A 9,212-nucleotide genomic window follows, 5' to 3' on the forward strand; every position below is an offset into this window, starting at 1 on the left:
TCTTATGAGCGGTGGCGGTGACGGCAGGGACGAGGGGCTGCGGCCGGCAGTGGGCGGGATGCTGGCGCACCGGGTGCCCGATCTCGGCGCGCTGGAGCTGCTGCTGGCCGTGGCGCGGCTGGGCAGCCTGGGCGGGGCGGCACGGGAGCTGGGCATCACGCAGCCCGCCGCGAGCAGCCGGATCCGCTCGATGGAACGGCAGCTGGGAGTCGCCCTGGTCGACCGTTCGCCCCGCGGGTCCCGGCTCACCGACGCGGGCGCGCTGGTGACCGACTGGGCCCGGCGGATCGTCGAGGCGGCGGAGGCCTTCGACGCGGGGGCGCAGGCGCTGCGGGACCGCCGGGACTCCCGGCTGCGGGTGGCGGCGAGCATGACGATCGCGGAGTACCTGCTGCCGGGGTGGCTGCTCGCGCTGCGCGCCGGGCGTCCCGACACGGCGGTGTCGCTGCACGCGGGCAACTCGGCGACGGTGGCGGAGCGGTTGCTGTCGGACGAGGCGGACCTGGGATTCGTGGAGGGCCTGACCGTCCCCTCCGGTCTCGACTCGGTGGTCATAGCCCACGACCACCTGATCGTGGTGACGTCCCCGGCCCACCCCTGGGCCCGCCGCCGGCGCCCCCTGGAGGCCGGCGAGCTGGCCGCGACCCCGCTGATCCTCCGCGAGAAGGGCTCGGGCACCCGCCAGGTCCTGGACGCCGCCCTGGGCGGCCTGGCCCGTCCCCTCATCGAGCTCTCGTCCACCACGGCGGTCAAGGCCGCGGCGGTCGGCGGGGCGGGACCCGCGGTCCTGAGCGAACTCGCGGTCGGGGAGGAACTGGCGATGCGGCGCCTGGTCGCGGTTCCCGTGGCGGGCGTCTCCCTGGCCCGGGACCTGCGCGCGGTATGGCCCACGGGCCACCGCCCGGTGGGCCCGGCGAGGGACCTGCTGTCGCTGACGCGGGCCTAGCGCCGGGATGGAGGGTCGTCCGGTCCGGACCGGACAGGAGAGCCGGTGTCGTTGACGCAGGTCAGGACCGGCCCGGGAGCCGCTGACCTTGGCGCCGGTCAGGACCGGCCCGGGAGCCGCTGTCCTCGACGCAGGTCAGGGCCGGGTCGCCGCCGACACCAACGCCTGCATCACCCGCAGGTCCCCGCCCATCTCCGGGTGCCACTGCACCCCCAGCACCCAGGGCGGGCCCGGGAGTTCGACGGCCTCCACCGTGCCGTCCGCGGCCTGTGCCGACACCGTGAGGCCGGTTCCCAGGCGGTCCACGGCCTGGTGGTGGTAGGTCGGTACGGCGGTCTCCTCCGGGACGACGGTGCCGTACAGCGTGCCCGGCACGGGCTTGACGGTGTGGTGGCCGAAGACGCCCGGCACCTGCGCGTGGCCGTCGATGTGCTGGACGAGGGTGCCGCCGAGGGCGACGTTCAGGAGCTGCATGCCCCGGCAGATGCCGAGGAGCGGCAGGCCGGCCGACAGGGCCTCCTTGATCAGCGCCAGTTCCCAGGCGTCCCGGGCGCGGGCGGGCGGACCCGTGCGCGGGTCGGGTGTGGCGCCGTAGTGGACCGGCTCCACGTCCGGGCCGCCCGCGATGACCAGGCCGTCCAGGCGGGCCACCGCCGCCGCCGCGTGCTCGGGGGCGTCCGGCGGAAGCATCGCGGCCAGGCCCCCCGCGCGCTGCACGAGCCGCGGATACCCGGCCGGCAGCAGCGCCGCCTCCAGCTCCCACAGGCCCCAGCGCGTCCCGGCCTCCAGGTAGGTGCTGACGCCGATCAGCGGTCGTACGGTCACTCGGCCCTCCCAGGCTTGCAATGGCCCACGGTCATACCTTTGTGCCTCGGTGGGGCCGGAAGCAAGGTCACGCCAGAAATCCCCGCAGCAGCGCCGCCGTGCCCGCGCAGTGCTCCCGCATCATCTCCCGCGCCCCGTCCGCGTCCCCGTCCAGGACCGCCTCGACCAGCGCCGCGTGCTGGCGTTGGGAGTGCTCCAGGTTGCGGACCAGCAGCGGGATGCAGTCCAGGAGGTCGTTCACCGAGGCCCGTACCGCCGCGTACTGGGCGGTCAGCGTGGGCGATCCGCACAGCTCCGCCAGGGTGAGGTGCAGCAGCGTGTCCAGGCGGCGGTAGTCGGTCAGCGGGGCCTCCTGGGTGGCGGCCAGCGCCTCCCGCAGCCGCCGCGCCTGCTCGTCGGTGAGGCCGTGCGTCGCGCACAGGCCGGCCGCGCCCACCTCCAGGACCTCACGGAAGCGCAGCACGTCCTCGATGTCCGACTCCGCTATCCGGCGCCGCAGTTCCTCCTCGCCGCCCGCGTCCGGCGTACGAGGCAGCACGAAGGTGCCGCCGTACCGCCCGCGCCTCGACTCCACGAGCCCCTGGTCCTGGAGCACCTTCAGCACCTCGCGCAGCGTCACCCGGCTGATCCCGAGCCGCTCCGCGAGCTCCCGCTCGGCGGGCAGCCGCTCGCCCCCCGGCACCAGCCCGAGCCGCACCACCTGGAGGATCTGCTCCAGCGCCTCCTCGAAGCCGTTGCCCGCCCTGACCGGCCGCAGCACCGGAGTCAACCGGTCGTCCGGCCCGCCGTCAGCGTCCACCGACATCTGGCCGACCCCCCTTCCCAAGCAATGGTCGTGAGCAATACCTTATGGCTCCCGGCCCGGTCGGAAAAACGCAGTAGCCGAAGGAGTTCTCCCGTGGCAGACCGCACACCCCCGCTCAGCGTCGAGGAGCTGCACGCCTTCGTCGCGAGCGGTGAGATCGACACTGTCGTCCTGGCCTTCCCCGACATGCAAGGCCGTCTCCAGGGCAAGCGGTTCGCCGCCCGTTTCTTCCTCGACGAGGTGCTCCACCACGGCACCGAGGGCTGCAACTACCTCCTCGCCGTCGACACCGAGATGAACACCGTCGACGGCTACGCGATGTCCTCCTGGGACCGCGGCTACGGCGACTTCGCCATGCACCCCGACCTCGCCACCCTGCGCCGCGTGCCCTGGAACGCCGGGACGGCCATGCTGATCGCCGACCTCGCCTGGGAGGACGGCTCGCCGGTCGTCGCCGCCCCCCGCCAGATCCTGCGCCGCCAGCTGGAGCGGCTCGCCGAGCACGGGTTCACCGCCCAGGTCGGCACAGAGCTGGAGTTCATCGTCTTCAAGGACACCTACGAGCAGGCCTGGGACGCCAACTACCGGGGCCTCACCCCGGCGAACCAGTACAACATCGACTACTCGGTCCTCGGCACCGGCCGCATCGAACCCCTGCTCCGCCGGATCCGCAACGAGATGGCCGCCGCCGGGCTCACCGTCGAGTCCGCCAAGGGCGAGTGCAACCCCGGCCAGCACGAGATCGCCTTCCGCTACGACGAGGCCCTCACCACCTGCGACCAGCACGCGATCTACAAGACCGGCGCCAAGGAGATCGCCGCCCAGGAGGGCGTCTCGCTCACCTTCATGGCCAAGTACAACGAGCGCGAGGGCAACTCCTGCCACATCCACCTCTCGCTCGCCGACGCCGCCGGCAACAACGCGATGGCCGGCCCGGACGGCATGTCCGACGTCATGCGGTACTTCCTCGCCGGCCAGCTCGCGGCCCTGCGCGACTTCTCGCTGCTCTACGCCCCCAACATCAACTCCTACAAACGGTTCCAGCCGGGCTCCTTCGCCCCCACCGCCGTCGCCTGGGGCCACGACAACCGCACCTGCGCGCTGCGGGTCGTCGGCCACGGCCGCTCGATGCGCTTCGAGAACCGTCTGCCCGGCGGGGACGTCAACCCGCACCTCGCGGTCGCCGGGCTCGTCGCGGCCGGCCTCCACGGCATCGAGCAGAAGCTGGAGCTGCCCGAGGTCTGCACCGGCAACGCCTACACCGGCGAGTACGCGCACGTCCCGACCACCCTGCGCGAGGCCGCCGAGCTCTGGGAGAACAGCCCCATCGCCAGGGCCGCCTTCGGCGACGAGGTCGTCGCGCACTACCGCAACATGGCCCGGGTCGAGCTGGACGCCTTCGACGCGGCCGTGACCGACTGGGAGCTGCGCCGCTCCTTCGAACGCCTGTGATCCCGAGTGTCCGAGAAAGGTCCTCCGTTGTCGTACGAGCATGAGCTGACCGTCCTCAACCCGGCCACCGAGGAGGTCGTCGCCACCGTCCCCGCCGCCACCGCCGCCGATGTGGACGCGGCCGTGGCGCGCGCGGCCAAGGCGCAGGAGGGGTGGGCCCAGGCGTCGCCCGCCGACCGGGCCCGGCTGCTGCGCCGGTTCGCCGACGTCGTCGACCAGCATGTCGAAGAACTGGCCCGGCTGGAGGTCCGCGAGGCCGGCCACCTGCTCGGCAACGCCCGCTGGGAGGCCGGCAACGTCCGGGACCTGCTGGAGTACGCGGCCGGGGGAGTGGAGCGGCTCAGCGGCCGCCAGATCCCGGTGGCCGGCGGCCTCGACATCACCCTCCTCGAACCCCTCGGCGTGGTCGGCGTCATCGCCCCCTGGAACTTCCCCCTGCCCATCGCCGCCTGGGGCACGGCCCCCGCGCTCGCCGCCGGCAACGCGGTCCTCCTCAAGCCCGCCGAGACCACCCCGCTGACCGCGCTCCGCCTCGCCGAACTCGCCCTGGAGGCAGGGCTCCCGGAAGGCCTCCTCCAGGTGCTGCCCGGCCACGGCCCGGTCGCGGGGACCGCGCTGGTCGAGCACCCCGGTGTCGCGAAGATCGTGTTCACCGGCTCCACCCGCACCGGCCGTGACGTCATGGAGCGCTGCGCCCGCCAGGTCAAGCCGGTCACCCTCGAACTCGGCGGCAAGAGCCCCAACATCGTCTTCGCCGACGCGGACCTGCGCACCGCCGTCGACCCCTTCTCCTTCCTCGACAACTCCGGCCAGGACTGCTGCGCCCGCACCCGGATCCTGGTCCAGGAGACGGTCTACGACGAGGTCCGCGAGCTGCTCGCCGAGGCCGTCGCCTCCGTGGTCGTGGGCGACCCCGCCGACGAGCGGACCCAGATGGGCCCGCTGATCTCCCGTCAGCAACTGGACCGTGTACGGCAGTTGGTGCCCGCCGACGCTCCAGGCCTGCGGGGCAGCGCGCCCGAGGGGCCCGGCTTCTGGTTCGCGCCGACCGTCCTCACCGGCGAGGCGCCCGACTCCGCCGCCGCCCGCGAGGAGATCTTCGGACCGGTCGCCGTCCTGCTGCCCTTCACCGACGAGGCCGACGCGATCCGCCTCGCCAACGACACCCCCTACGGCCTCTCCGGGTCCCTCTGGACCCGCGATCTGGGCCGCGCGCTGCGCGTCTCCCGGGCGGTGAAGGCCGGCAACCTGTCCGTCAACTCCCACTCCAGCGTCCGCTACTGGACCCCCTTCGGCGGCTACAAGCAGTCCGGACTCGGCCGCGAGCTCGGCCCGGACGCCCTGACCGCGTTCACCGAAACCAAGAACGTCTTCATCAGCACGGAAGGCCCCGCACAGTGACCTCATCGACCGAAGAGATCGTCTGCCGTCGCCTCGTCGGCCGCACCGCCGTCATCACCGGAGCCGGCAGCGGCATCGGTCTCGCCACCGCCCGCCGGCTCGCCTCCGAGGGCGCCCACGTGGTGTGCGCCGATGTCGACGAGACCCGTGGCAAGGCCGCCGCCGAGGAGGTCGGCGGGCTCTTCGTCAAGGTCGACGTCACCGACCAGGAGCAGGTCGAGGCGCTGTTCAGGACGGCGTACGACACCTACGGCAGCGTCGACATCGCCTTCAACAACGCCGGCATCTCCCCGCCCGACGACGACTCCATCCTGGAGACCGGCCTGGAGGCCTGGAAGCGGGTCCAGGAGGTCAACCTGACCTCCGTGTACCTGTGCTGCAAGGCCGCGATCCCCTACATGCGGCGCCAGGGCAAGGGCTCGATCATCAACACGGCGTCCTTCGTGGCGAGGATGGGCGCGGCCACCTCCCAGATCTCGTACACCGCCTCCAAGGGCGGGGTGCTGGCCATGTCCCGGGAACTGGGCGTGCAGTTCGCGCGCGAGGGCATCCGCGTCAACGCCCTGTGCCCCGGCCCGGTCAACACCCCGCTCCTCCAGGAGCTGTTCGCCAAGGACCCCGAGCGCGCCGCCCGCCGTCTGGTCCACATCCCGGTCGGCCGGTTCGCCGAGGCCGAGGAGATCGCCGCCGCCGTCGCCTTCCTGGCCAGCGACGACTCCTCCTTCGTCAACGCCAGCGACTTCCTCGTCGACGGCGGTATCTCGGGGGCGTACGTCACGCCGCTCTAGGCAGGGCGGGCCGCCGAGGCCGCGTCCAGTCGCCTGCCTTCAGGCTCGGGACGGCGCTGCGCCCCGGGACGGCACCGCCGCAGTCGTGCGCTTCGTGCCGGGCCGTCGACCCGGACGGCCCGCCGCTCGCCGACAGGGACCGGATCACCCGGAGGATCCGGTCCCTCGACCGGCGAACACCCTGTGGATCCGGTCAGTCGACCGGCGAACACCCTGTGGATCCGGTCCGTCGTCCGCCGGCCTACAGGAACGTGTGGCCTTCCCCGCGGTACGTCGGGACGGTCGCCGTCACCGCGTCCCCCTCGATCAGCCGCAGCACCTCGAACCGCTCGCACAGCTCACCGGCCTTGGCGTGCCGGAACCACACCTTGTCGCCGATCAGCAGGTCGTCCGCGGGGGCGCCGAGCAGCGGGGTCTGCACCTCGCCGGGGCCCTCCTGGGGGTCGTACTTCAGGCCCTCCGGCAGATACGGCACCGGCAGCCGGTCGGGTCCGGCCGCGCCGGAGGCCGGGTAGCCGCCGCCGAGGACGGTCACCACGCCCACGCCCGGCCGGCGCACGACGGGCTGGGCGAACAGGGCCGCCGGACGCCCGCTGAAGGACGTGTAGTTGTCGAACAGCCGCGGCACGTACAGCCCCGAGCCGGCCCCGATCTCCGTGACCGAGTCCTCCGCCGCGGTGTGCTGCACACTGCCGGTCCCACCGCCGTTGACGAACTCCAGATCCGGTACGACCGCCCGCACCGCGCGCACCACCGCGGCCCGCCGCTCCGCGAGCTCCTTGCGGGCGGTGGCCTGCATCAGCCGTACGGCACGGGACCGCAGCGGCCGCCCGGCCACCGAGTCACCGACACCGGCGATGTGTCCCTCGTAGGCCATGATCCCCACGACCTTGAACCCGGGACGCCGGGCCACCGTGCGGGCCATGTCGGCGACCTGGGCGGGGGAGTGCAGCGGCGAACGCCGGGCGCCGACGCGGACCTTGCCGCCGAGGAGCTTCAGCGAGGTGTCCAACTCCAGGCAGACACGGATGACTTCGGTGCCGCCGGCCCGGGCCGCGTCGATGAAGGCGAGCTGGGCGGGGTCGTCGACCATGACCGTCACGGCGGCGGCGAGCTTGGGATCGGCGGCGAGTTCGGCGTATCCGGCACGGTCGGCGGACGGGTAGGCGAGCAGCACGTCGTCGAAACCGCTCCTGGCCAGCCACAGGGACTCGGCGAGGGTGAAGGACATGATGCCCGCGAAGCCGTCCTTGGCCAGGACCCGTTCGAGCAGGGCCCGGCACCGCACGGACTTGCTGGCGACGCGGATCGGTTTGCCCGCCGCCCGGCGGACGAGGTCGTCCGCGTTGGCGTCGAAGGCGTCGAGGTCCACGATCGCGAGGGGGGCGTCGAGATGGGCGGTGGCCCGGTCGTAACGGGCCCGGTCGGCGGCGCGCGCAGTCATGAACGAAGCCTGCCAGACAGGATTACCGCAGGGTAGGGGGACGTTCCGGGCAGATGCCCCCGGCCTGGTGGACTGGTTCCCGGTCGGCCCGCCACAACCCGTAGAGTGACGCGCACGTACGCAGGGCTGTTCGCCCTCCCGACGCCGCCGCGCCGGGATGCCGGACCTCCCGTACGGGTATGCGTGCCCGGACGGCCGTCGTCCACACCGACGACACCGACGTGGGGCCCGCGCGAGACCGAACGGCCCGGACATGAGGAAACGGGGGGTGCATGAGCACGGACGCACGCCGCGCCTCGATTCCTCCACGGCCGGCTCAGCCGCCGAGGGCGGGAGAGGGCGAGTCCGGTTCCGGTTCGGCGCCGTCGTACCAGCCGTCCTCCCCGTCGTCGGAGGAGGCGGCGGGCCGGGAATCCGGGGCTTCTGGCGGCCGTGTGACGGACACCACTGAATGGCAGGCCTTCGGCGAACGCGTCCGACGCAGCGCGGCAGCGCCGGGGCGGCCGAGCTTCGGCGGCTTCGACTGGCAGGGAGCCGGAGAGAACACCGGCCGCACGTCCGACGGCGCGGGCAGCGCGCCGGGCGGGGAGCGGGCCTCCGTGCCGAACCCCGCGCCGCACCCCCCGATACGCACCCCGAACGCCGAGGGCACCGTTTCTACGCCGTCCGGTACCGACACGGCCGCGGGGGCCGTGCCGACGCCGTCAGGCAGCCGGACGGGTACGGGTGCCGTGCCGACGCCGTCAGGCAGCCGGACGGGTACGGGTGCCGTGCCGACGCCGGTCCGGCGCTCAGGGCGCCTACCGTCCCGGCTCGCCGAAGCCGGGTGCCTCGTTCTCCGACAGTGCTCCGCCGCCGCCCCCCGCCTCGGCCCGCTTCCCGGACACGCCCCCGCCTCCCGCCGCCGGTGCGGGACGGTCGGCCTCCCGCTCGACGGGCGCCGGGACATCCAACCCCGGCCCGATGCCGCCGGAGTCAGGCACCGGTGCCCCCTCGTGCGGCGCCGAACCGACGGTGCCCGGTGCCGTGCCGCCCCGGCCGGCTTCCCGGCCCCCGGTGCCGTCGGCCCGTCCCGGAGCCCCCGCCGAGGCCGCCTCCGAGACGACCTTCCGGATGCGGCCGGTGCCCGGCGGACGGGAGACCGGTGAGGGACGTACGGGCTCGCCGTCCGGGGCCTCCGGCGCGCGGACCGCCCCGTCGGGCGGCCCCGCGACCCCGCCCAAGCCCAAGACGCGCCCCGACGCCGCGCCACCCCTGCCCGACACCAGCCGCACGGCCTCCGGGCCGGTGCGCCCGTTCGTGGATTCCCGCCGCACCGCCCCCGGCCGTCCCACGGCCGACGCGAGCGGAACCGGTTCCGTGCGCCCTTTCGTGGACCCCCGCCGCACCGTTCCCGGCCGTCCCGCGGCCGACGCGGGCCGAGCCGGTTCCGGGACCGGCCACCCCTCGGCGGACCCGGGCCGCACCGCTCCCTCCTCGACGCCCCCGCCCCCGGCTGCCCCACCGCGCCCCGCTTCGAGCCCCACCCCCATGCCCTCCACGCCCCCCGCA

Annotated in this window: 8 protein-coding genes and 1 pseudogene; 4 read left to right on the plus strand and 5 right to left on the minus strand. The window is 74.0% G+C overall.

The annotated features are described in order from the left end of the window. The first annotated feature begins 4 nt into the window (after window positions 1-4). The gene (locus tag IF54_RS0130135; RefSeq protein ID WP_030324439.1) at window positions 5-946 is read left to right on the plus strand and encodes a LysR family transcriptional regulator; all 942 of its coding nucleotides are present in this window, start codon (window positions 5-7) and stop codon (window positions 944-946) included. A 135-nt stretch (window positions 947-1,081) separates the two neighbouring features. On the opposite strand, the gene IF54_RS0130140 is transcribed toward IF54_RS0130135, so the two are convergent. Beyond that, window positions 1,082-1,771: a gamma-glutamyl-gamma-aminobutyrate hydrolase family protein gene (locus IF54_RS0130140; RefSeq protein ID WP_030324441.1), complete on the minus strand. Its 690-nt coding sequence runs from the start codon at window positions 1,769-1,771 to the stop codon at window positions 1,082-1,084. A gap of 67 nt (window positions 1,772-1,838) precedes the next feature. Next, window positions 1,839-2,576 (minus strand): FadR/GntR family transcriptional regulator, encoded by a 738-nt coding sequence (locus IF54_RS0130145; protein ID WP_030324443.1) that lies wholly within the window; start codon window positions 2,574-2,576, stop codon window positions 1,839-1,841. Window positions 2,577-2,669: 93 nt separating this feature from the next. On the opposite strand from IF54_RS0130145, the gene IF54_RS0130150 reads away from it, so the two are divergent. Genes IF54_RS0130150 through IF54_RS0130160 form a run of 3 tightly spaced genes read left to right on the plus strand, consistent with a single transcriptional unit; the run spans window position 2,670 to window position 6,217 of the window. Further along, window positions 2,670-4,028, plus strand: coding sequence for a glutamine synthetase family protein (locus IF54_RS0130150; RefSeq protein ID WP_020137970.1), 1,359 nt, complete (start codon window positions 2,670-2,672; stop codon window positions 4,026-4,028). 27 nt (window positions 4,029-4,055) lie between these two features. Next, entirely contained in the window at window positions 4,056-5,429 is a 1,374-nt protein-coding gene (locus tag IF54_RS0130155; protein WP_030324446.1) for an aldehyde dehydrogenase family protein, read from the plus strand. Further along, a complete protein-coding gene (locus IF54_RS0130160) occupies window positions 5,426-6,217 on the plus strand; it encodes a 3-oxoacyl-ACP reductase (RefSeq protein ID WP_030324447.1) in 792 nt (263 codons plus the stop codon). The genes IF54_RS0130155 and IF54_RS0130160 overlap by 4 nt, the downstream gene beginning before the upstream one ends. 241 nt (window positions 6,218-6,458) lie before the next feature. On the opposite strand, the gene IF54_RS0130165 is transcribed toward IF54_RS0130160, so the two are convergent. From IF54_RS0130165 to IF54_RS43640, 3 genes and pseudogenes are all read right to left on the minus strand, one after another. After that, window positions 6,459-7,661: an amino acid deaminase/aldolase gene (locus IF54_RS0130165; protein WP_030324448.1), complete on the minus strand. Its 1,203-nt coding sequence runs from the start codon at window positions 7,659-7,661 to the stop codon at window positions 6,459-6,461. 316 nt (window positions 7,662-7,977) lie between these two features. Then, entirely contained in the window at window positions 7,978-8,106 is a 129-nt protein-coding gene (locus IF54_RS44000) for a hypothetical protein (RefSeq protein ID WP_267884983.1), read from the minus strand. Window positions 8,107-8,461: 355 nt separating this feature from the next. Beyond that, window positions 8,462-9,212, minus strand: a pseudogene (locus IF54_RS43640) (hypothetical protein); the annotation flags it as partial.

It is taken from the genome of Streptomyces sp. NRRL B-3229, assembly GCF_000719505.1.
Lineage (GTDB): Bacteria > Actinomycetota > Actinomycetes > Streptomycetales > Streptomycetaceae > Streptomyces > Streptomyces griseorubiginosus.